The organism is Waltera sp., from assembly GCF_046969025.1.
Classification (GTDB): Bacteria; Bacillota; Clostridia; order Lachnospirales; family Lachnospiraceae; genus Acetatifactor; species Acetatifactor acetigignens.
The window spans coordinates 14,701-38,285 of sequence record NZ_JBKVQF010000008.1; the positions used below are offsets into that span (position 1 = coordinate 14,701).

Genomic DNA, 23,585 nt, shown 5'->3' on the forward strand with positions numbered 1-23,585 from the left:
ATGTGGACATTTTTACTTGCATTTATTCCGAGAGCTATTGTACAGGGAATTCCTCTGTTATACGGAAGTACCGGTGAGATCATCACGGAGAAATCCGGTAACCTGAATCTGGGAATCCCCGGCGTTATGTATGTGGGAGGTATCTGCGGTGTCATCGGCTCCTTCTTCTATGAGAGATCGGCAGGCGGTGCGGCAAATATGAACGGATTCCTCGCTATTGCGATTCCTATGCTTTGTTGTCTGTTGGGTTCCCTGCTGATGGGACTGCTGTACTGTTTTCTGACCGTTACCCTGCGGGCGAACCAGAACGTGACCGGTCTGGCCATGACCACCTTCGGTGTCGGCTTCGGTAACTTCTTCGGCGGCTCCCTGATCAAGCTGGTAAACAGTGATGTGCCTTCCATTGCATTGTCCGCTACCAGCAGCTATTTCAGCAAATCCCTTCCTTTTGCGGTGAAGCTGGGATGGTTCGGCAAGTTGTTTTTATCCTATGGATTCCTGGCGTATCTGGCAGTGATCATAGCGTTTGCGGCATCTTATATTCTGAGTCATACCAGAACCGGTCTGCATTTGAGAGCGGTCGGTGAAGGTCCCAATACCGCAGATGCGGCTGGCATCAACGTATCCCGGTACAAATACATTGCTACCTGTGTGGGATGTATGATCGCAGGTCTGGGAGGTCTGTATTATGTAATGGACTATGCCTGCGGTGTCTGGTCCAACGATGCCTTTGGTGACAGAGGCTGGCTTGCCATCGCACTGGTCATCTTCACCATCTGGAGACCGAATATCAGCGTATTCGCATCCTTCCTTTTCGGCGGACTGTATATCCTGTATCTGTATCTGCCCACCGGTATCGAGCATATGGAGTACCAGGAGCTGTATAAGATGATCCCTTATGTTGTGACCTTACTGGTACTGGTCATCACCAGTATGCGGAGCAAGAGAGAGAATCAGCCCCCCGCAAGTCTGGGACTGGCGTACTTCAGAGAAGAAAGATAATAATTTTATAGAAAGACGATTAAAAACGGCGTTTTCCGGAAATTTCCGGAGAATGCTGTTTTTTAGTGCACATTTTGGAAAAAACTCACAGAAACTTTAGGAAAACTTTTGATTTTATTCGGATGGAATTTACCTGTGTCTGTTATGCTGAGATCAATTCAGAGAAAATAAACGGAAGGGAGAAAAAAGATGAAAGTATTGATCACAACAGACTGGTACAAGCCGGCCATCAACGGAGTTGTTACTTCGGTATGCAATCTGCGGGAGGAATTACAGCAAAGAGGACATGAAGTGAAGATCCTGACCTTGTCCCGTACAGCTCGTTCCTACGAAGAAGAGGGTGTGATCTATATGGGTTCCGTGAATGCCGGATATATTTATCCGGGAGCAAGACTTCGGGTGTCCCCGGGACGCGAACTGTATCGCGGGATTATAGAGTGGAATCCGGATATTGTACATTCCCAGTGTGAATTTTCTACCTTTTTCATGGCAAAAAAGATCGCAGAGGAATGTAAGATCCCTCTGGTGCATACTTACCATACTGTATACGAAGATTATACCCACTATTTTTCCCCTTACAAGAAATGGGGCAGGGATATGGTACAGTTCCTGACGCGACAGATCTCCGAGAAGGTGGACAGTATGATCGCTCCCAGCACAAAAATAGAGACATTACTAAAAGACTATGGCATTCATTGTCCGGTATCAGTGATCCCATCGGGGATTGATCTGAGTAAATATGACGCGCAGACCCGGACGGATTCCCGGGAGAGAATCCGAAGAAAATATAAAATGGACCGGAAGACCACAGTGCTTTTATATGTAGGTCGTCTGGCAAAAGAGAAGAATGTGGAAGAATTGCTGGAGTACCAGCAGAAAGTTCAGGAGAGCGGCACAATACTGATGATTGTAGGCGGCGGTCCTTATTTGGAGACTTTACGGAAAAAGGCAGCAGAGCTGGGTGTGACGGGAAGCGTTATTTTTACCGGAATGGTATCACCCGCTGAAGTAGCATCTTATTATCCGGCAGGAGATCTGTTCGTCAGCGCTTCCACCAGTGAGACCCAGGGGCTTACCTATGCGGAAGCACTGGCAGCAGGATTACCGTTATTATGCAGAAGGGATCAATGCCTGCGGGCGGTTGTGGAAGAGGGAAAAAACGGCTGGCAGTACCGGACCGAAGAGGAATTCTTGAAAGACCTGAAGAACTGGAAGGAGAAAGAAGACGATGAACGCAGAGGAATGTGCAGTTATGCAAAACAGTCCGCAGAAATATTTTCCCAAAAAAGATTTGCGGGAAGTATGGAGCAACTATACCAGCGACAGATCGAAGAAAAACAGGTCGAAAGAGAAAAACACCTGGCAAAGGGCCATCAATATTGCATCCTGGGTTAGTCTGATCCTCTGTGGAATACTGGCAGTCTGGGGCTATCAGAGCGGCATTTTCCAATCGGTGGAGACCATGCAGCAGTTTGTGAACCGCTTCGGAATGATCGGTGCACTGATCTTCGTGCTGATCCAGATCGTTCAGGTGGTGTTTCCCATCATACCGGGTGGCATCAGCTGTCTGGCAGGAGTGCTGCTCTTTGGAGTGGTGCCGGGATTTTTCTATAATTATATAGGAATCAGTGTGGGTTCCTGTATTGCTTTTGGAATAGCAAGAAGTCTGGGAAGACCGGTGCTGTACAAGATGTTTCCCGGGAAAATGATTGAAAAATACCTGACATGGACGGAGTTGAAGGGGAGATTTTTGAAATTATTTGCACTGGCAATCTTCCTGCCGGTGGCACCGGATGATTTTCTCTGTTATCTCGCCGGAACAACGAACATGACATGGAAACAGTTTGTGACAGTCATCTTTCTGGGGAAGCCTTTCTCCATTGCGCTGTATAGTCTGGGACTGACGACACTGTTCCAGGTGATTTTCCACCTGGTATAGGAGAGTATACTTATGAAAATTTATATATATAAAGGCGGACTTTCACTGGTGGCAAAAAGCGGCGTCGGCAGCGCCATCCGCCATCAGGAGAAGATGCTGCGAGCAGCAAAAGTGACCGTGACGGACGTCTGGAAAGAGGCGGATATCGTACAGATCAATACTGTATTGCCTGATTCGCCGCTGATGGCACGGCGGGCAAGACGGCAGGGGAAAAAGGTCGTCTATTACGGACATTCCACCATGGAAGATTTTAAGAATTCTTTTATCGGTTCCAATCTGGCGGCTCCTTTATTCAAAAAATGGATCCGCCATTGTTATAGACAGGGAGATGTGGTTATCACACCAACGGAATACTCACGGAAATTGTTAATGAAATATGATCTGCATCGGGAGATTTATGCACTGACCAATGGTGTGGACACTGAATTTTTCCACAAAACAGAGCAGGCAGGTGGACGATTCCGGATATTTTTTCATCTTCCTGTGGATAAAAAGGTCGTGATATCCGCCGGGCATCTGATTCACAGAAAAGGAATCGAGGATTTTCTGGAAATGGCAAAAAGGATGCCAGACATTATTTTTCTATGGTTTGGGGGCGGGAACAATGCGTTGATTCCGGCAGAGATCAAAAAGGCTGTGGCAGAGAAGCCGGAAAATGTGATCTTTGCCGGTTTCCAATCGTCCGGGATCCTGCGGGATGCGTACTGTGGTGCGGATGCATTTGCTTTTTTCAGTTATGAAGAGACGGAAGGAATCGTGGTATTGGAGGCATTATCCTGTGAGATTCCTGTGATCGTGAGAGACATTCCGGTGTATGAAGGGTGGCTTACCGACGGCGAGCAGGTGCGCAAAGCCAGCAATCTGGATTCCTACGAGCAGGCAGTCCGAGACATCTTGTATGAAGAACCGCGGGAAAAAGTAAGACGCAGAATCCGGGCAGGCAGGGCACTGGCGGAGGAACACAGCATGCGGGCGACAGGTGAGAAACTGTATCAGATAGAGCAGAAGCTTTTGTAGACATCCCTCTTGCAAATTCAGAGTCTTTATCATAAAATGAGAGTACCTTACAAAGGAGGTGCTTACGATGAACCTTGTAATTACTATCAGCCGAAGATTCGGAACAGGAGCCAGTCTGATCGCACAGGAGTTGTCTGAGAAGTTGGGGGTGCCGGTGTATGATAAGGCGTACATAGAGCATGAGCTGGATGATGACAGTTATGCTACGGAAGCGGAGGTTATTAAGGGGTTGGCGGAACATCCCTGTATTATTCTGGGACGCTGCGCATCTGAGATCCTGAAGGATCAGCCGAATGTATTTAACGTGTATGTGTGCGCAGATAAGGAAGATCGTATCGAACGTATCATGAAGAAGGAAAGTCTTTCCCACGATGAGGCGAAGGAAATGCTTGAGAAAAATGATGCAGAACGCGCCGCCTATTATTATGAGAATACCGGTAAGGTGTGGGGCGATGTGAACAACTACCACATGATCCTGGATACCACTAAGCTGGGAATCGAGAACTGCGCGGATATTCTGATCCGGTATTTTGAGAGAGTGGAAATCATTTGATAGAATAAACTTACCCATGAAAAGCCCTTTCGGACAGCTTGCTGTCAAGAAGGGCTTTTTATGCGGGAAGTAAACGAACATGAGCAAGTAGGACGATAGTCCGGAATGCGAATGGGCGTTACGATTTCGAGAGTACGCAGTACGGAGAAATCGTTTAGACTATGAATAGTGTATAAATGCGAAACAGATGCCCAATACGGACATCTGTTTTTGTATATACAAGAATCGGTTATTAATAGATGCTTGTACAGAAATCGGTATCTGGCAAATATATAATAATAAAATCAATCAATAACGTAACAACACAAAGTTAAAAATATATTTTTAAATATAACAAAAAATGATATATGCAATTAAAATTTTTAATCAAATTATAAAACGAGAGAAATACGGAATAAAATAGCATTTTTCCAGAATTTATAGGTATATGACAAAAATGTCACATTAAAATACATCAATTAACAAGATAAGAACATAACTTGCTTACAGAAATTATGAGTGTTAAGATAGTGCAATCAGATAAGTAAAAATAGTAAAAATAACAGGTTTTGAAAATAAAAAGTAATCATATGGCAGGAGGATTTCCATGAACAGCGCAGACATAGCAGCAAAATATCAGAAAACTTATTATATGCCCCCCGAGGTGACCTACGACTGGGTGAAGAAGGACAGCATTACCAAGCCCCCCATCTGGTGCAGCGTTGACTTGAGAGATGGTAACCAGGCTTTGATCGATCCCATGAGCCTGGAAGATAAGCTGGAATTCTTCAAGCTGTTGGTAAAGATCGGTTTCAAGGAGATCGAGGTTGGTTTTCCTGCTTCTTCCGATACCGAGTACAATTTTATCCGTGCCTTGATCGAACGCGACATGATTCCCAATGATGTGACCATTCAGGTGTTGACGCAGGCGAGAGAACATATCATCCGCAAGACCTTTGAAGCGGTAAAAGGTGCGCCCCACGCAGTGATCCATCTATACAACTCTACTTCCGTAGAGCAGAGAGAACAGGTATTTAAGAAAGATAAAGAAGCCATCAAGAAGCTGGCAGTAGACGGCGCCCAGATGTTAAAGAATCTGGCAGACGAGACCGAAGGCAACTTCACCTTTGAGTACAGCCCTGAGAGCTTTTCTCAGACCGAGGTGGATTATGCACTGGAAGTCTGCAATGCAGTACTGGATGTATGGAAGCCTACCGCTGACCGCAAGGCCATCATCAATCTGCCCACCACCGTACAGGTGGCAATGCCCCATGTATTTGCCTGTCAGGTAGAATATATGCACAAGCATTTGAAATATCGTGACAATGTAGTACTCAGCGTACATCCTCACAATGACAGGGGCTGTGGCATCAGTGATGCGGAGTTCGGCGTACTGGCCGGAGCAGACCGTGTGGAAGGTACTTTGTTCGGCAACGGCGAACGTACCGGTAACGTGGATCTGGTAACTGTTGCACTGAACATGATGTGCCACGGCGTGGACAGTGGACTGGATTTCTCCCATATTATGGAGATCCGCGAAGCTTATGAGAACTTCACCGGCATGAAGGTACATGAAAGAGTGCCCTATGCAGGAGATCTGGTATTTACCGCATTTTCCGGTTCCCATCAGGATGCCATCAGCAAAGGTATGGCATGGCAGAAGGAAGGCAAGACCGGCAAGCGTTGGGATATCCCTTATCTGCCCATCGATCCTGCGGATGTGGGAAGAGAGTACGAATCCGATGTTATCCGTATCAACAGTGTATCCGGTAAGGGTGGCGTAGCGTTCGTATTGAAGCAGCAGTTTGGCTTCTCGCTGCCCGCAGCCATGAAGGAAGAGGTTGGTTACCTTGTGAAAGGTATTTCCGACAGACGTCATCAGGAATTACTTCCCAAGGAGATCTATGCGATCTTCGAGGAAAATTATATTTATCCCCGCAGCATCTTCAACATTCCGGAGTGCCACTTCAAACAGGAGAACGGCATTCAGGCAGAGGTGACTATCGAGCAGGGCGGAGCTTCCAGAGCCATTACTACTATGGGTAACGGACGTCTGGATGCAGTCAGCAATGCCATCAAGACATACTTTGGTATTACCTACGAGTTGTCTGTATATGAAGAGCATGCAATTTCCAGAGGCTCCAATTCCAAGGCTGCCACCTATGTTGGTATCGTCCATGACGGTAAATTCTACTGGGGCGTCGGCGTAGATGAAGATATTATCAAGAGTTCTATCGCCGCACTGGTGTCCGCGGTGAATAAGCTGGCAGCAGAACAGCATATTACCTCCGGCAGAGAAGAGCGGATCGTGGAGATCATCAGTTTCATCCAGAAGAACTATGTGGATGTGACACTGGATATGCTGGTAGATACTTTCCATCTCTCCAAGCCTTACCTGTCCAAGTACATTAAGGAAAAGGCCGGCATGACCTTCCAGGAGGTCGTTCGGGAAGAGCGCATGAAAAAAGCAAGAATGCTCTTAAAGGAGACCAATCAGACGGTGGAGACCATTGCAGCCAACGTTGGTTACGAGAATGTGGAGCACTTTAACCGCCTATTCAAAAAGGCATATGACATGACTCCGGTACAGTATCGAAAACAGAGCGCGGAATAAAGTACGCCGTGGAACTGCGCCATGCACATTCGTAGACGTACTGCGTCTACTTCATGTACGGCTGTCGCCGTATAAATCCAAAAAGAAAAGCACGTCCTCGTGAGCAAGCTCCCAGGGCGTGTTTTTCTTTTTGGATTTGCATGGCTCGTAGCTTTTAACATAATGACAGGTTTGGAAAACATAAATAAATAGAAAAAACCGTTTTTTTTTATTATGATGAAAACATAGAGCAAGAGAATTCGCAGTCTGGCATTCCGCCGGAGCGTAACGAAAGAAAACATAAATGTAAGAGGCTTACATCGTAAGCAGACAGGAGTAGAAAAATGGAAATGAAAGAGACGATTCTGAAAACTTTCGCAGAAGTATTTGGAGATGCAGAGGGCACCAAGGCTTATTTTGCACCGGGACGTGTGAATCTGATCGGTGAACATACCGACTATAACGGCGGACACGTTTTCCCCTGCGCACTGACCATCGGTACCTATGGTGTGGCAAGAAAGAGAAACGACAATAAGCTGCGTTTCTATTCCATGAATTTCGGACATCTGGGAGTGATCGAATCTTCTCTGGAGGATCTGGTACCCAGCAAGGAAGCAGGCTGGACCAATTATCCCAAGGGAGTGATCTGGGCTTTCGGTGAGAAGGGCATGAAAGTGACTTCCGGTATGGATCTGCTGCTGAACGGTAATATTCCCAACGGTTCCGGACTTTCCTCTTCCGCTTCTGTAGAAGTGCTGACCGGCTATATTCTGAGAGATTTCTTCGGATTTGATGTGACCAATCAGGATCTTGCACTGATCGGACAGTTCTCCGAGAACAAATACAACAAGGTAAACTGCGGTATCATGGACCAGTTTGCCATTGCCATGGGCAAAAAGGATAATGCTATTTTTCTGGACACCGCAACTCTGGAATATGAGTACGCACCGATCCATCTGGAAAATGCGAAGATCGTGATCGCATGCAGTAATAAAAAGAGAGGCCTGGGAGATTCCAAGTACAATGAGCGCCGCAGCGAGTGCGAGACTGCACTGGCAGAACTGCAGCAGGTAGTGAAGATCAAGACTCTGGGTGATCTGGACGAGGAGACTTTCGAGAAGTTCAAAGCTATTATCAAGAGCGATGTCCGCAGAAAGCGCGCAAAGCACGCTGTATATGAGAATCAGAGAACCGTTCGTGCGGTAGAAGCGCTGAAGAACAATGATGTGAAGCTGTTTGGTGAGCTGATGAATGCTTCCCATGTATCTTTGCGGGATGATTATGAGGTAACAGGTATCGAGCTGGATACTCTGGTAGAAGAAGCATGGAAGGTAGACGGTGTTATTGGTTCCCGTATGACAGGTGCCGGTTTCGGCGGATGTACCGTAAGCATTGTAAAGGATGAGGCTATTGACACCTTTATCGATCAGGTAGGCAAGGCATATAAGGAGAAGATCGGTTATGCAGCTGATTTCTATGTAGTAGAGATCGGTGACGGCCCCCAGACCCTGTAAGAAATTAAGATCCGACGAGAATAGAGAGTGCGATGCCGGAGAAATCCGGTATTGCAGAATGGAGAAAAAATGGATATTCAGGTATTAATTCGTAAATTGGTATCCTACGGAGTACAGACAGGACTGGTTCCGGAGGAAGATGTGATCTACACGACCAACCGTTTGTTGGAGCTGTTTGAACTGGATGAACTGGAAGAGCGCGACAATGTGACCATGCGTGAGGATGAACTGGAAGAGGTTCTGAAGGGTATGCTGGATTATGCTTACGAAAAAGGCATTCTCAAGGAGAACAGTGTGGTGTATCGTGACCTTTTCGATACGAAGATCATGGGCATGCTGATGCCCAGACCCAGTGAAGTAATCCGTCATTTCCACGAACTGTACGAGCAGGTATCTCCCGAGGCAGCTACCGACTATTATTACAAATTAAGCAGAGATTCCGACTATATCCGCCGTTATCGTATCTGCAAGGATATGAAATGGGTAGCACCCACCAAATACGGCGATCTGGACATTACTATCAACCTGTCCAAGCCTGAGAAGGATCCCAAGGCTATTGCTGCAGCGAAGCTGGCAAAACAGGCCGGTTATCCGAAATGCCTGCTGTGCCGTGAAAATGAAGGTTATGCAGGCCGTGTGAATCATCCCGCCCGCCAGAACCACCGCATCATTCCGGTGACCATCAATGGCAGCCAGTGGGGATTCCAGTATTCTCCGTATGTATATTATAATGAGCACTGCATCGTATTTAACTCTCAGCATGTGCCTATGAAAATCGAGCATGCGACCTTCTGTAAGCTGTTTGATTTCGTAAAGCAGTTCCCTCATTATTTTGTAGGTTCCAATGCGGATCTGCCCATCGTAGGCGGTTCCATCTTAAGCCACGATCATTTCCAGGGTGGGCATTACGAGTTTGCCATGGCAAAAGCTCCTGTAGAGAGAACCTTCTCTGTAGCCGGTTTCGAGGATGTGGATGCCGGTATCGTGGCATGGCCTATGTCTGTCATCCGTCTCAGCGGTACGGATACTGATCGTATCATTGCACTGGCAGATGTGATCCTGAACAAGTGGAGAGAATATACGGATGAAGAGGCATTTATCTATGCCTACACCGATAACGAGCCTCATAACACCATCACTCCCATTGCCAGAAAGAGAGGAGACAAGTTCGAACTGGATCTGGTGCTGCGTAACAATATCACCACAGAGGAGCATCCGCTGGGAGTCTATCATCCCCATGCAAAGCTGCATCATATCAAAAAAGAGAATATCGGCCTGATCGAGGTTATGGGTCTGGCAGTACTGCCTGCCCGCCTGAAGGGTGAGATGGCGCATCTGAAGGAAGCAATCCTCGCCGGTAAAGACTTAAGAGCTGATGAGGAATTGGCAAAGCATGCAGACTGGGTAGACGAGTTCCGTCCGAAATACGATGCCATCACTGCTGAGAACATCGACGGTATCGTAGAGAAGGAGATCGGTCTGGTATTCATGCAGGTATTGGAAGATGCCGGTGTCTATAAGAGAACCGAGGAAGGACAGAAGGCTTTCGACCGTTTTATTAAATGCTTGTAATAATAGTTCAGCCATAGAATGACAGAACCGGCGATTGGGTGCTTGCACACAAAGCGACGGAGAGCGTGATAACGCGACTTTGCGAATGGCGCGGTCTGAACGTTTGTTGTAAAATGTTTGTTGCGAGGAAAAGGAATTGTGGTGACACAATTCTTCAGACTGTAGACAAAGCTCCTTCCTGTGAGGGAGCTTTGTCTACAGTCTGTTTATTTACCGTTATCTTCTCTTTTCCGAATCATGCCTCTTACTTTTTATAGTACCATCTTCCTGTATAGGGTGTAAGTCGTCACTGATGGTTCGTATAAATAATTTTACGCGTTTTTGCTGTATTTTTTAAGGCGCAAGATTTGTATAATTCCGATAATTGTAGTATACTGTAGGAAAAAATTTTCGTAACACATCAGTTCACCATGTATTACAGAAAAGAGGTTATATTTCAAATGAAAAAGCAAAGCAAAGTAACCAGTCAGTCTGCCATGCTGCAGCAAAACACAAGATCAACCTATCGGATACTGATCATCAGCATCGTTATGCTGATCCTGTTCATCGGATCCAACATGTATCTGAGCCGGATCAATTCCCAGCAGCTGGAAGCTACCATGTATCTGAACCAGTATCGTCTGGGTTCCAAGACGCTGACCGCTGCCGTACAGTCTTACGCAGTCACCGGAGACCAGACCTACTATGACAATTATATGAAGGAATTAAACGAGGACAAAAATCGTGACATTGCCTGGGAAGGTCTTCAGAAAGACGGTCTGACCGACAATGAATGGGCACTGTTAAACCATATTGCTGAAATGTCCAACGGTCTGGTTCCTCTGGAAGAAGAAGCCATGGATAAGGCCGGTTCCGGAGATACACAAGCAGCTATTTCTTATGTATTTGGTGAGGAATATGAATCTACCGTACAGGAGATCACTGCAACCACAGATAATTGTATCAATGATATCCAGGCACGTATGGCTCAGAAGCAAAATACTCTGAATCTGATAATGATCACTACCATGGTGATTTTCATTCTCTGCTTCCTGACCATTGCCCGCAAGATTGTCACCACACTGACCTTTGCAAAACAGGAACTGCTGATTCCCATTGTAAAAGTATCCGAGCAGATGAAAGTACTTGCGCAGGGACATTTTGACAGCCGTCTGGATCTGCCGGAGGATGACAGTGAAGTCGGCATCATGGTGCAGGCCGTTCATTTCATGAACGACAACTTTACCAAGATGATCACCGAGATTTCCGAGATCTTAGGTCAGATGGGTCAGGGCAATTACCGTGTAGAGCCTACGGAAGAATATGTCGGTGACTTTGTACAGATCAAGGATTCCATGGTGAAGATCATTGCCGATATGAAGAAGACACTGTCCACCATTCAGGTCAGCGCACAGGAGATCGATGGTGGTTCCGAGCAGCTGGCACAGGCAGCTACCGATCTGGCAGAAGGTTGTACCGCACAGGCCTCCAAGATTTCCGAAGCATCCCAGATGATCGACGCCATGGCAAAGAGTATTGAAGAAAAAGCCAGAGTTGCACAGGAGACCGCAGATATCTCCAAGCAGTCCGCACAGACGGTTGCTGATGGCAATGCCAAGATGCAGGAACTGAAAGTCGCAATCGGTGAGATCAGTAAATGTTCCGAGGAGATTCGTTCTATCATTCAGGTCATTGAGGATATCGCTTCCCAGACCAACCTCCTGTCACTGAATGCCTCCATCGAGGCTGCCCGTGCCGGAGAAGCAGGCCGCGGATTTGCTGTCGTAGCCGAGCAGGTCAAGAATCTGGCGGAACAGTCCACCGAGGCTGCCGGAGAGACCACAAAGCTGATCGTGAGCACCATCGATGCTGTCAACAAGGGAATCGCCATTGCAGAAGAAACCGAAGCCAGCATGGATCAGGTAATGAAAGAAGCCGAGGCTTCTACCAAGCGTATGGTTGATATGGCACAGGCCCTTCAGGCTGAAGTGTCCAGCGTCCAGCAGATTGATGAAAACATCGCTCATGTGGCCGGAATCGTGGACAACAACTCCGCATCTTCGCAGGAGACCGCCGCTGTCAGCGAAGAACAGTCCGCGCAGGTACATACTATGTTACAGCTGATGCATCAGTTCCAGATCTAGTTTTCAGAATGATAAAGCCTGAGTGCTTCTAAAGAAGCCTCAGGCTCAGACTGTAGACAAAGCTCCTTCCTGTGAGGGAGCTTTTCTTGTGTCATGACTGCAAAAATTATGTACTTACAAGCATATAAGAAGTAGTGAAAATGCCGTATTTACGGGACTTTTCACTACTTTTTTGGTATAATGAAAGTATCAAAATAAAGGCGGTGTTTCCTATGATGACACAGAATGCAGATAAGAAAAGAGAGCAGATTCAGATGTTCTGCATGGATGACCTTGTTCCGCAGGATCATCTGCTGCGCCTGATTGACCAGGCAATCGACTGGAGTTTTATCTATGATCTTGTGATCGATAAATACAGTGCAGACAATGGCCGCCCCAGCATGGATCCGGTCATGCTCATTAAAATTCCATTCATCCAGTATCTGTACGGCATCCGAAGTATGCGCCAGACAGTAAAAGAAATCGAAGTCAATGTCGCATACCGATGGTTCCTCGGTCTGGAAATGATGGACAAGGTTCCCCATTTCTCTACGTTTGGAAAGAATTATACCAGACGCTTTAAGGATACTGATCTTTTTGAACAGATCTTTTCCCGTATCCTGCAGGAATGCTATAAATACAGACTGATTGATCCTTCCGAGGTCTTCGTGGATGCCACCCATGTAAAAGCACGGGCAAACAGCAAAAAGATGCGGAAACGGATTGCAGATGAGGAAGCACTGTTCTTCGAAGAGCAGTTAAAGAAGGAAATCAACGAAGACCGGGAAGCGCATGGGAAAAAGCCTCTGAAAGAAAAGAAGGAAGATCCCAAAGATCCCCCCTCCTGTGGTGGCAGCTCTGATGGAAAAGAAGAAAAAACGGTCAAGGAAAGTACAACGGATCCGGAAAGCGGATGGTTCCGAAAGGGTGAACATAAAAATGTTTTTGCGTATTCCGTGCAGACAGCCTGTGACAAAAACGGATGGATTCTGGGTTATAGTGTAAATCCCGGCAACCAGCATGACAGCCGGACATTTAAATCCCTGTATGATAAGATAAAAGACATTGGCATTCAGACACTGGTAGCCGATGCAGGATACAAAACACCAGCGATAGCAAAGTTACTTCTGGATGATGGTATCACACCGCTTCTACCGTATAAACGCCCCATGACCAAAGATGGTTTTTTCAAAAAAGCCGAGTATGTGTATGATGAATATTTTGACTGCTATGTATGCCCGAATGATCAGGTGCTGGCTTATCATACGACGAACCGTTCCGGATACCGGGAATACAAGAGCTGCGGAATCGTCTGTGAAGGATGTCCATATCTGAAGCAGTGCACAGAAAGCAGGGATCATGTGAAGGTAGTGACCCGGCATATCTGGGAGCCGTACATGGAAAAGTGTGAGGATATCCGGCATACGATTGGGATGAAGGAAGTGTATGCGCAACGGAAAGAGACCGTAGAGCGCCTCTTCGGAACAGCAAAAGAAAACCACGGATTCCGCTATACACAGATGATAGGAAAAGCCCGGATGGAAATGAAAGTCGGGCTTACGTTTGCCTGCATGAATCTGAAAAAACTGGCAAAGATGATAGCCAGGAAGGGAAAAAGGGGAGCCCAAAAGTGTTTATTATTGATCAAGTACACACTTTTTGAACCGAAAACAAGAAAAACGCTTCTGGAGTGCTGACCAAAAGCGTTTTGTCTACAGTCTGAGGAATTGTGGTGACACAATTCTTTTTTCTTAGTATAATAAACCCATGAAATTCTTATTAACAGCTATTAATGCAAAATTCATACATTCCAATCCCGCCATATACAGCCTGCGGGCCGGTGCGGGAGAAAAGTTACAGCCCTATGTGGAACTGGCGGAGTTCACCATCAATGAGTCTCTGGAAAGTATTCTGGAGGGGATCTGGAAGCGTCAGCCCAAGGTAATAGGATTTTCCTGTTATATCTGGAACTGGAAGCTGATCCGGGAAATTCTGACGGAATTGCCGAAGATCCTGCCGAATACGGAGATCTGGCTGGGAGGACCTGAGGTGACTTATGATGGACCGGGACTTTTAAGAGAGTTCCCTCAGGTTACCGGAATTATGGTGGGAGAAGGAGAAGTCACCTTCCGGGAGGTACTGGACCAATATGTGCGGGAAGCAGAAAGCACCGGACAGTCCGAACAACAACCCGAATCCGGCAGCACAGAACAGCAGGCAGCAGACCGAATGGGAACGGTTGCAGGAAAGACCGTTGCAGAACGCTTTGGGCAGATCTCCGGCCTGTGTCTTGCCTCCGGTTATACGGCACCTAGAGAACTGACGGATTTAACCACACTTCCTTTTCTCTATGAGGATATGGAGCCTTTTACGAATCGTATCATCTATTATGAGACCAGCAGAGGATGCCCTTACCGATGCAGCTATTGCCTGTCCTCCATAGATAAGAAAGTGAGACTACGTGACATAGATGTCGTAAAAAGAGAACTGCAGTTTTTTCTGGATCAAAACGTAAAACAGGTGAAGTTCATTGACCGGACGTTCAATTGTGACCACAAGCATGCCATGGAGATCTGGCGGTATATTTATGAACATGACAATGGCGTCACCAACTTTCATTTCGAGATTTCCGCCGATATTTTGCGGGAAGAGGAGATTGCCCTGCTGAATCGCTTCCGTCCGGGACTGGCACAGCTGGAGATCGGGGTACAGTCTACGAATCCGGAGACGATAAGAGCCATTCACCGTGTCATGGATGTGGACAAGCTGGAGAAAATTGTAGCGGCCATTCACAGAGGACAGAATATTCATCAGCATCTGGATCTGATCGCGGGTCTTCCCTATGAAGATTATGAGAGTTTCAGCAGATCCTTTGACAGGGTGTATGCAATGCAGCCGGAGCAGTTACAGTTAGGCTTCCTGAAGGTATTAAAGGGATCCGATATGCATGAGCACGCACAGGAGTATGGAATCCGCTATCTGGAACTGCCGCCCTATGAAGTGTTGTACACGAACTGGATCAGCTATGGAGAGATCCGGAGATTGAAACGGATCGAAGAGATGGTAGAGCTATATTATAACAGCGGCCAGTTTACTCATACCCTGCCTGTATTGGAAAAAGCATTTTCCGGTCCCTTTGCCATGTATGAGGCGCTGGCGGATTATTATCAGGAGCAGGGATATTTTACCAACAGTCCGGCCAGAGCTTACAGATATCAGATCTTATTGGAGTTTGCAGCGATGAAAGATCCGGCCAACCGTGAGATTTACAGAGAACTTCTGACTTATGATATGTACCTTCGGGAGAATCTGAAGAGCAGGCCTGCGTTTGCGGCAGAGATCACGGAAGAGGAAAAACAGGATATTCGCCGCTTTTATCAGACAGAAGAGCATGAGAGACATTATCTTTCTGCCTATGATCAGTATGACTGGAAACAGTTAAGCCGAATGACACACTTAGAACTGTTCCGATATCCGGAACCCCATTACGTGTTGTTTGATTATCAGGAGCGGAATCCGCTCAATTATGAAGCCAAGGTACAAGTGATCGGGTATCCGATACTATAAGTACAGGAGGAGCTCGGTTCATAAGAATTGAGGTAGGCAGTCAGAATATATCAGAAGTACTGTGGAAGGATAAGAAAATAGTATGTATGACACTTATGTCAGTATAGATTTGGAGACCACGGGCCTGAATCCCAAGAGAGATCGGATCATAGAGATCGGTGCGATCCGTGTGGAGCAGGGACAGATTGCGGAAGAATTTTCTACGTTTGTGGATCCGGGGCGGAAATTGGAAGAACGGATCACAGAACTGACAGGAATCCGGGACGAAGACCTTGCGGATGCACCTCAGCTGGATGAGGTTTTCCCCCAATTATTAGAATTTATGGGAGAATTACCGTTGCTGGGACACAGAATTTTGTTTGATTATTCTTTTTTGAAAAAAGCGGCAGTGGACCGGAAGATTACTTTTGAGAGATCGGCGGTGGACACTTTGCAGGTCGCCCGGAAATATCTGCCGGAACTGCCTCATCGTAATCTGGGGTATCTATGTCAGTATTATGAGATCCCGCATCATGCACACCGGGCTCTGGAGGATGCGAAAGCCACGGACCGGTTGTTCCGAAAGCTGGCAGAATTGTTTTATCAGGAGGAAACCGGTGGACAGGCATCGACAGAATCCGTCGAAAAGAAAGCAAACAATAATCTGTTTGAGCCGCAGCCATTACATTTTCAGGTAAAAAGAGATACGCCCGCGACGAAACCGCAAAAAGAGCGGTTATATCGTCTGGCAGAGCAGCATAAGATAACTTTGGAGGTCGATGTGGAAAAGCTTACCCGCAGTGATGCGAGCAGGCTTGCGGATAAGATTCTTGCAAAGTACGGACGATAGAATTACGTAAAGCGGAACGCAGTTCTTCCGCACGGAGGATCAGATCGGCAATTTTGTCATATTCCTCCCGGCCGGCATAGATTTTAGCCAGCGCATAGTAAGTATGGCTGACGTCGGTGCCGATGGAGACGGCATACGCGAGAACCGTTTCCGCATCTTCTGTCAGACCGGATTCCAGAAGCAGATCGGCCCATTGCTGCAGAGTACGTACCAGTACGGTGTAATTCTGATCATACTGGGACAGCGGTGTAATGTTCGCAGTGCCGTATTCCAACTTGAGGTCGGTGTTGGTGAAGCCTGTGAGATTTACGACCGGCTGTGTGGATAGATAGGTCAAAAGCTCCTTATATTCCCGGGCTTTTTCATCCTCCGACAGAGCATTCATGGGAAGTTTTTCCAGAGGAATCTTTACATAATCCAGACCATCAAGGGGTTTTTTGCGGACAGAGTTGGCCTTTTTTTCCCGGTCCCAGAATTCCTGCTCTTTCTTCTCGGTAAGGGCTCGCTGACGACGTGTATTCTGTGCCACAACAAGGATGGTATACACGAAAACAATAAATATGAATAAACTTGCCAAAAACTTTAAACTCATATATAATATCCTTTCAGAGTAAAAGTGATTTTTGAAGCATTTATGGAGGTTTTTACCATGTTTAATATGAATAATAAAAAAGTAAAACAGCGAATCTCCGCAGCTATCATCGTGCTGCTTGTGATTGCTATGATCGTACCTACTATAACATCTATTTTCTACTAATTCAACTGCGGATGGAACAGTAGATGTGCCCGAAGGAAGGGCAGAGGAGTATTATGAATAAGTATCGTAAGGGGTTTTACGGCATTCTGTTATTGACTTTGACAATGCTGTTCGGAATGACAGCGCAGGCCAAGACAGATGATACTATTAAGACAGGAATTTATGCCGGGGATGTGGAACTATCCGGAATGACGGCACAGGAAGCAACAGCGGTTATCGAAGAACATATCGAAAGTCTGAAGGATGTGGAGATCACACTGCTTGCGGCAAATGATCACGATGTGACCACCACAGCCGGAGATCTGGGTGTGACCTGGAAAAATCCTGAGCTGGTGCAGGAAGCATTGGAACTGGGGACACATGGAAATGTCATTGAGCGTTACAAGATCCTGATGGATCTGCAGCATGAAAATTACGTATATCCCATTGAACTGGATTTTGACTTACAGGCGATCAACGATCTGCTGACCAGATGCACTAAGTATGATCAGGAAGCCATCAACGTCTCTCTGAAGCGGGACGGCGGTAAATTTACCGTAGTGGAAGGTCAGACCGGATATGTGTTGGATGTGGAGAAATCTATCGATGCGGTATATGACTATCTGACAGAAGAATGGAATCATGAGGCCTGCAGCATTCCTTTGGAGATCGTAGTGGATGAGCCGAAGGGAAGTGCTGAGGAACTGGCACAGGTAACGGATGTATTGGGAAGCTTTACCACATCTTATAAGACATCCGGATCCTCCAGAAGTGCAAATGTGGCGAACGGCTGCAGTCTGATCAACGGAACGACTCTGTATCCGGGAGAAGAATTTTCTACTTATAAGACGGTATCTCCTTTTTCCGTGGCGAACGGCTATTACATGGCGGGTTCTTATGTCAGCGGAAAAGTGGTAGACAGTCTGGGCGGCGGTATCTGCCAGGTATCCACTACCCTGTACAATGCAGTATTACTTGCGGAGCTGGAAGTAACGGAACGTTATAATCATTCCATGATCGTAGGCTATGTGGATCCTTCCGCAGATGCAGCGATCGCGGAGAGCTCCGGCAAAGATTTTAAGTTTGTAAATAATACAGATGCACCGATCTACATAGAAGGCTATACGCATGACAAGCAGATCACGTTTAACATCTATGGCAAGGAGACCAGAGCTGCCGGACATTCGGTACGTTATGAAAGTGAAGTGCTGGAGACGATCACACCCCCTGCGGATCAGATTTATGCGGATGCCGGTCAACCCATCGGTTATATCGTAACAGAGAGTGCGCATATCGGCTATAAGGCAAGACTGTGGAAGATCACGATGGAAAACGGTGTAGAGGTCAGCAGAGAACAGGTCAACAGCAGTACTTATAAGATGGTGCCCCGCAGTGCCACTGTGGGAACCGCTACCTCGGATCCCCAGGCGTATGAAGAGATCATGGCAGCTATCAGTACAGCGAATATTGACCATGTGAAAAATGTGGCAGCAGCGTTAAATGCAAGAGCAGCAGCGGCTGCTGGGCAGACAGAAATCGTAGACGACTAAAGGTGAGACAATGAACAGCGGTAAGGTACCCGTGAACGTCTTGAAACGTTCCGTTCTCAGACAACTGAAGAATAAAAGATCGGAAATAGCAAATAGCGCAGGTCTGGGGGCAGACTGCGCTATTTTTGAGCCTTTTTCGGAGGGGCAGCTGGTGACCTGTGTTCAGGAGGGCGTAGTGGAGCTTTGCTGTGAGAACGATCTGGCGGAAGCGGAAAGAGAAGATCCATCCGTGATGCCTATGCGTCGCTTTTTCCAGAAATGTGCCAACAATCTGGCAACTGCCGGTGCAGAGCCCGTGGCAGCGGAATTGGTGATCTTCCTGCCGGAGAGCGTGGAAGAACCGGAATTGAAAGCACTGATGTCCGAAGCGGAAGGTATTGCCGCAGAGTTAAACATACAGATTATCGGCGGACAGACCAGAGTAAGTTCCGCGGTACGGCAGCCCCTGGCCACGGTGACCGGATATGGCATCCGCAAGACTGGTGCGGTGCAGATGGATGTGCGGAAGAAGCTGGCGGGACAGGATATTATCATTACGAAATGGATCGGCCTGGAAGGCACTGCGGATCTGGCGGCCCGGAACCAGGAAGAACTCCTGACGAGATACCCGGCGTATCTGGTGGAAGAAGCTGCGGCGTTTGATCGGTATTATTCTATTTTGCCGGAGGCCGCTACCGCCGTGAAGTCCGGCGGTTGTACCATGCATGATATTTCCGAAGGCGGTGTATTTGCAGCGCTGTGGGAGATGGCAGAGGGTGCAGGTGTTGGACTGACAATAGATATGAAGAAACTTCCTCTCAGACAGGAGACAGTGGAGGTATGTGAATTCTGTAATGTAAATCCGTATGAACTCAGATCCGGCGGCAGCCTGATCATTGCAAGCCCGGAGGGAACCGCAGTGGTGGAAGCACTGGCGGCAGAGGGAATTCCGGCAGTGATCGTAGGAAGATTTACAGACAGTAATGAACGACTGATCCTGAATGAGGACGAAGTTCGTTATATGGATCGTCCTCAGAGAGATGAGATCTATAAAGAAACAGAATAAAAGGAGATAGAGGCATGAGAGAAGAATTATTAGCGATCATAGAGAAGAACAGCAGGATCGATCTGAAGGAACTGGCAGTGATCCTGGGAGTGGAAGAGATCGATGTGGTAAATGAACTGGCAGCACTGGAAGCAGAAGGGATCATCTGCGGTTATCATACCCTGATTAACTGGGAGAAGACAGACATTGAAAAAGTAAGCGCTCTGATCGAGGTACGTGTAACTCCCCAGAGAGGCCAGGGCTTTGACAGTATTGCAGAGCGTATCTACAAATATCCTGAAGTACGCAGTGTGTATCTGATGTCCGGAGCGTATGATCTGATGGTCATTCTGGAGGGTAAGACCCTGCGGGAGGTATCTAATTTTGTATCTGACAAGCTGTCCACACTGGATTCCGTGCTGAGTACAGCAACGCATTTTATCCTGAAGAAATACAAGGATCACGGAACCGCATTTGCTGTAAAAAAAGAAGATGAAAGAGAGATGATCACCCCATGAGAAATCCATTAGCTGATAAAGTAGTGGATATCAAACCATCGGGTATCCGCAAATTTTTTGATATTGTAAGTGAGATGCAGGATGCAATCTCTCTCGGTGTGGGAGAACCGGACTTCGACACTCCCTGGCACATCCGGGATGAGGGCATCTATTCCCTGGAAAAGGGAAGAACCTTTTACACCTCCAATGCAGGTCTGAAGGATCTGCGTCAGGAGATCTGCAACACGATCCAGAGAAAACAGGGTGTAACCTATGACTGGCAGCACGAAGTGCTGGTAACGGTCGGTGGTTCCGAGGCTATCGACATCGGACTGCGTGCCATGTGTAATCCGGGAGACGAAGTGCTGATCCCCCAGCCCAGTTATGTATCCTATGAGCCCTGTGCGGTCCTGGCAGGAGCAACGCCGGTGATCATTGATCTGAAGGCGGAGAATGAATTCCGCCTGACTGCAGAGGAACTGGAAGCAGCGATCACGGACAAGACAAAAGTGTTGATCCTTCCTTTCCCGAACAACCCTACCGGTGCCATCATGGAGAAGTCTGATCTGGAAGCCATTGCGAAAGTTATCGAAGAACATGACATTTTTGTTATGTCTGACGAGATCTATTCTGAGCTTACTTATAAAGAGAAGCATGTGTCCATCGTCAGCCTGCCCGGCATGAAGGAGCGTACCATTTACATTAACGGTTTCTCCAAGGCTTATGCCATGACCGGTTGGAGACTGGGCTATTGCTGCGGACCGGCTGCTATCATCCAGCAGATGACGAAGATCCATCAGTTTGCCATTATGTGTGCACCTACCACCAGCCAGTATGCGGCAGTGGAAGCATTGAAAAACGGAGATCCCGACATCGAGGAGATGCGCACGGCCTATAATCAGAGAAGACGCTTTTTGATGAATGCGTTCCGTGAGATGGGACTGGAATGCTTTGAGCCTTACGGTGCATTCTATGTATTCCCCTGCATCAAGGAATTCGGCATGACCAGTGAAGAGTTCGCCACCAGATTCCTGGAGGAGGAAAAAGTAGCTGCCGTGCCCGGAACCGCATTTGGTGACAGTGGCGAGGGGTATCTTAGAATCTCCTATGCGTACTCCCTGGAGAAGCTGAAGACCGCCATCGGCAGACTGGGACATTTTGTAGAGAAATTAAGAGCAGAACAAAATAATAAATAGTTACAAGCATTTTTAAGTAACTATCCGGAATCGCAGTCCATAAGCGGTGTCGGATAGTTACTATGCTGTAGAGGATAAATTATGCATATGATATTACACCAGCCTGCACTGGAAAGAGTGCTCTTCTTGAATTATTAATCTGTTTTTATCGGCAAGATATAAATGGATTTTAAAAGTAAAAAATTTGAGATATATTGCCGATGGTGATATAATATTTCCGGTGAGCCGTTTTACGGAGGTTGTGTATGAAATATGTAAATGTAAATGAAATAGCTGCAAAATGGAATTTATCAGAAAGAAGTGTAAGAAATTATTGTGCCCATGGAAAAATTCCGGGTGTAATTCTTGATGGGAAAACATGGAGGATTCCGGAGGATGCCGTAAAGCCGGTCAGAAAGAAACGAGCGGAAAAAATAGCAAAAGATCTTTTGACCAGATTAAAAATGGAAAAGGAAGCAGGGATACCGGGAGGAATATATCATAAGGTTCAGATCGAACTGACATATAATTCGAATCATATGGAAGGCAGCCGCTTGACCCATGATCAAACCAGATATATTTTTGAAACGAATACCATTGGAATTCAGGATGAAGTTGTGAATGTGGATGATATTGTTGAAACAGTCAATCATTTCCGATGCATTGATCAAATAATAGAGTTGGCAAACTATAATCTGAGTGAGGCATTTATTAAACAGTTACATTATATTTTGAAATCAGGAACGTCAGATAGCAGAAAAACGTGGTTTGCTGTTGGTGAATATAAACGTTTTGAAAATGAGGTCGGAGGAAGCGCAACAGCAAAGCCCGCCGATGTATCCGGAGAAATGCGGAATTTATTAAGCAGATATAATCTTTCAAAACAAAAGACGTTGAAGGAAATAATACAATTTCATTATGAATTTGAGAAGATACATCCTTTTCAGGATGGAAATGGCCGTGTTGGAAGATTAATTATGTTTAAGGAGTGCCTCCGTAATGGAATTACCCCTTTTATTATCGAGGATGATATAAAGGAATTCTACTATCGGGGGCTGAAGGAATGGAAGAACGAACAGGGATATCTTATGGATACCTGTCTGACTGCTCAGGATAGATTTAAGGTATACATGGATTATTTTGGACTGGAGTATAAGGATTAAAAACTATATTTTTTACGGAATCAGGAATGAATTCAAGTCTTAATTGCATACCGGGTCCCTGAGCCAGCTTCTGGACTCATTAGCGGAATATCCTGCAAAGCAGGATATAAAGTGCGATAGCACGAATTCGTGAGCTTATAATTGATATAAAAGAAGACAGATAAATTGAGGTGAAGACTATGGATTATCAGGGAGTACTTGGTCGTTTTACATATGATAACGGAACAGATATCCGGAACCGCATATCGGCAGTAGAAGCCGGTGATTATCGGGAAAATAGGGATATTATCAACGAGATCGTCCTGTGGAAGATGAATCGCAGACCGCAGGTGACAGAGGAATTGATAGATGCCATCTTTTCATTAAAGGAGATCAAAACCCCGTTACAGGTACTGATGGATGAAAAGACAGAGAGGGTTGTAGAAAAATTACTGCAAACGAAGGGAATGCAGCTTCCAATGGCGAGTACGGTATTGCATTTTTATTACCCAGAGATATTCCCCATTATTGATCAGAGGGCGTATCGGGAGCTTTATGCTATGGATTATCCCAAAACGATGACGAAGATCCCCATGCTGACAGAGCTCTATCTCAAGTACATAAAAGATTGTTGGGAGTATCAACAGGAGAAGTGCCCGGAAATTGCATTTTCTCAGATAGATAAAATCCTGTATCAGTTAGATAAGGAAAAAGGTAATAAAGTAATATATTAAGATGCCAGGGTCAAAAGGTCTAAGCCCACATGAGCTTGCTCATAAGTGGGTGAAAGACCT

19 protein-coding genes are annotated in these 23,585 nt (G+C 46.4%); 18 read left to right on the forward strand and 1 reads right to left on the reverse strand.

What is annotated here, in order from left to right:
- From ACLTOH_RS05820 to ACLTOH_RS05875, 12 genes are all read left to right on the forward strand, one after another.
- Positions 1 to 1,002: an ABC transporter permease gene (locus tag ACLTOH_RS05820; protein ID WP_117465167.1), complete on the forward strand. Its 1,002-nt coding sequence runs from the start codon at positions 1 to 3 to the stop codon at positions 1,000 to 1,002.
- A 189-nt stretch (positions 1,003 to 1,191) separates the two neighbouring features.
- Positions 1,192 to 2,397 carry a glycosyltransferase gene (locus ACLTOH_RS05825; RefSeq protein ID WP_227731782.1) on the forward strand — a complete coding sequence of 402 codons (1,206 nt, stop codon included), beginning with the start codon at positions 1,192 to 1,194 and terminating at the stop codon, positions 2,395 to 2,397.
- 67 nt (positions 2,398 to 2,464) lie between these two features.
- Positions 2,465 to 2,941, forward strand: coding sequence for a TVP38/TMEM64 family protein (locus ACLTOH_RS05830; protein ID WP_262594945.1), 477 nt, complete (start codon positions 2,465 to 2,467; stop codon positions 2,939 to 2,941).
- Positions 2,942 to 2,953: 12 nt separating this feature from the next.
- Positions 2,954 to 3,958 (forward strand): glycosyltransferase, encoded by a 1,005-nt coding sequence (locus tag ACLTOH_RS05835; RefSeq protein ID WP_227731780.1) that lies wholly within the window; start codon positions 2,954 to 2,956, stop codon positions 3,956 to 3,958.
- A 67-nt stretch (positions 3,959 to 4,025) separates the two neighbouring features.
- Complete coding sequence (locus ACLTOH_RS05840; RefSeq protein ID WP_227731779.1) at positions 4,026 to 4,511, forward strand: cytidylate kinase family protein; 486 nt, start codon at positions 4,026 to 4,028, stop codon at positions 4,509 to 4,511.
- A gap of 586 nt (positions 4,512 to 5,097) precedes the next feature.
- Entirely contained in the window at positions 5,098 to 7,104 is a 2,007-nt protein-coding gene (locus ACLTOH_RS05845) for a 2-isopropylmalate synthase (RefSeq protein ID WP_337537196.1), read from the forward strand.
- Between the two features lie 329 nt (positions 7,105 to 7,433).
- On the forward strand, positions 7,434 to 8,597 hold the full coding sequence (locus tag ACLTOH_RS05850) for a galactokinase (RefSeq protein WP_118501868.1): 1,164 nt from the start codon (positions 7,434 to 7,436) through the stop codon (positions 8,595 to 8,597).
- Between the two features lie 69 nt (positions 8,598 to 8,666).
- Complete coding sequence (gene galT / locus ACLTOH_RS05855; protein ID WP_227731776.1) at positions 8,667 to 10,169, forward strand: UDP-glucose--hexose-1-phosphate uridylyltransferase; 1,503 nt, start codon at positions 8,667 to 8,669, stop codon at positions 10,167 to 10,169.
- A 440-nt stretch (positions 10,170 to 10,609) separates the two neighbouring features.
- Positions 10,610 to 12,292 carry a methyl-accepting chemotaxis protein gene (locus ACLTOH_RS05860; protein ID WP_412222326.1) on the forward strand — a complete coding sequence of 561 codons (1,683 nt, stop codon included), beginning with the start codon at positions 10,610 to 10,612 and terminating at the stop codon, positions 12,290 to 12,292.
- 212 nt (positions 12,293 to 12,504) lie between these two features.
- A complete protein-coding gene (locus ACLTOH_RS05865) occupies positions 12,505 to 13,968 on the forward strand; it encodes an IS1182 family transposase (RefSeq protein ID WP_412222068.1) in 1,464 nt (487 codons plus the stop codon).
- A 70-nt stretch (positions 13,969 to 14,038) separates the two neighbouring features.
- Positions 14,039 to 15,838, forward strand: a complete 1,800-nt coding sequence (locus ACLTOH_RS05870) for a B12-binding domain-containing radical SAM protein (RefSeq protein ID WP_412223604.1) — start codon at positions 14,039 to 14,041, stop codon at positions 15,836 to 15,838.
- An 82-nt stretch (positions 15,839 to 15,920) separates the two neighbouring features.
- Positions 15,921 to 16,667: a PolC-type DNA polymerase III gene (locus tag ACLTOH_RS05875; protein WP_227062484.1), complete on the forward strand. Its 747-nt coding sequence runs from the start codon at positions 15,921 to 15,923 to the stop codon at positions 16,665 to 16,667.
- On the opposite strand, the gene ACLTOH_RS05880 is transcribed toward ACLTOH_RS05875, so the two are convergent.
- Positions 16,609 to 17,259: a hypothetical protein gene (locus ACLTOH_RS05880; protein WP_227062486.1), complete on the reverse strand. Its 651-nt coding sequence runs from the start codon at positions 17,257 to 17,259 to the stop codon at positions 16,609 to 16,611. The genes ACLTOH_RS05875 and ACLTOH_RS05880 overlap by 59 nt on opposite strands.
- 218 nt (positions 17,260 to 17,477) lie before the next feature.
- Here ACLTOH_RS05880 and ACLTOH_RS05885 point away from each other — a divergent pair, with 218 nt between their 5' ends.
- From ACLTOH_RS05885 to ACLTOH_RS05910, 6 genes are all read left to right on the forward strand, one after another.
- The gene (locus tag ACLTOH_RS05885; protein ID WP_117465178.1) at positions 17,478 to 18,953 is read left to right on the forward strand and encodes a VanW family protein; all 1,476 of its coding nucleotides are present in this window, start codon (positions 17,478 to 17,480) and stop codon (positions 18,951 to 18,953) included.
- A 10-nt stretch (positions 18,954 to 18,963) separates the two neighbouring features.
- Positions 18,964 to 19,998: an AIR synthase-related protein gene (locus ACLTOH_RS05890; RefSeq protein ID WP_262594141.1), complete on the forward strand. Its 1,035-nt coding sequence runs from the start codon at positions 18,964 to 18,966 to the stop codon at positions 19,996 to 19,998.
- Between the two features lie 14 nt (positions 19,999 to 20,012).
- Positions 20,013 to 20,495 (forward strand): Lrp/AsnC family transcriptional regulator, encoded by a 483-nt coding sequence (locus ACLTOH_RS05895; RefSeq protein ID WP_118730750.1) that lies wholly within the window; start codon positions 20,013 to 20,015, stop codon positions 20,493 to 20,495.
- Complete coding sequence (locus tag ACLTOH_RS05900) at positions 20,492 to 21,670, forward strand: aminotransferase class I/II-fold pyridoxal phosphate-dependent enzyme (protein ID WP_227733999.1); 1,179 nt, start codon at positions 20,492 to 20,494, stop codon at positions 21,668 to 21,670. Before ACLTOH_RS05895 ends, ACLTOH_RS05900 begins: the two co-directional genes overlap by 4 nt.
- Before the next feature lie 245 nt (positions 21,671 to 21,915).
- Positions 21,916 to 22,812 (forward strand): Fic family protein, encoded by an 897-nt coding sequence (locus tag ACLTOH_RS05905; protein WP_412223607.1) that lies wholly within the window; start codon positions 21,916 to 21,918, stop codon positions 22,810 to 22,812.
- 179 nt (positions 22,813 to 22,991) lie between these two features.
- Positions 22,992 to 23,525 (forward strand): hypothetical protein, encoded by a 534-nt coding sequence (locus tag ACLTOH_RS05910; protein ID WP_412223608.1) that lies wholly within the window; start codon positions 22,992 to 22,994, stop codon positions 23,523 to 23,525.
- Positions 23,526 to 23,585: the final 60 nt, after the last annotated feature.